Below are 636 nucleotides of genomic sequence, written 5' to 3' on the forward strand. Positions count from 1 at the left end.
AGAACACGGTGCAGCGGATCTTTCAGATCAAGGGCTGGCAGGTGCGCAAGCGGGCCGTGGGCAAGCGACCGCGGATCGAGGCCTTGCCCTCGGTGGCCAGCGCGCCGAATCAACGCTGGGCCACCGATCTGTGTCGGGTCTGGGGCGGCAAGGACGGCTGGCTGAGCCTGGCCCTGGTGATCGATTGCCATACCCGGCAATTGCTGGGCTGGCAGCTCTCGCGCACAGGCAGGGCCAGCACCGCCGTGGCGGCCTTGGAGCAGGCGCTGATCACCCGCTTCGGCACGCTGGGCAAGGTCAAGGAGCCGTTCCTGCTGCGCTCGGACAATGGCCTGGTCTTCACCAGCCGCGACTACACCCGCCTGGTCGCCGGCTACGGCCTGAAGCAGGAGTTCATCACGCCACACTGTCCGCAGCAGAACGGGATGGTCGAGCGCGTCATCCGAACACTCAAGGAACAGTGCGTCCATCGGCACCGGTTCGAGAGCCTGGCCCACGCCCTACGCGTCATTGGCGACTGGATTGGGTTCTACAACCGGCAGCGGCCGCATCAGGCACTGAAGATGATGACGCCTGACCAAGCCTATGCCGCTACATTAACCACCTGACCTGTGCAGAAACCGATGGGTCATTACA

General features: G+C 64.5%; 1 protein-coding gene. It reads left to right on the forward strand.

What is annotated here, in order from left to right; all coding sequences use genetic code 11:
- Positions 1-608: IS3 family transposase (locus XdyCFBP7245_RS23470; protein WP_104617725.1), on the forward strand; the 608-nt coding region annotated here is incomplete at its 5' end.
- Positions 609-636 lie beyond the last annotated feature (28 nt).

The sequence above is a fragment of the Xanthomonas dyei genome (assembly GCF_002939865.1).
In the GTDB taxonomy this organism is placed as follows: Bacteria; Pseudomonadota; Gammaproteobacteria; order Xanthomonadales; family Xanthomonadaceae; genus Xanthomonas; species Xanthomonas dyei.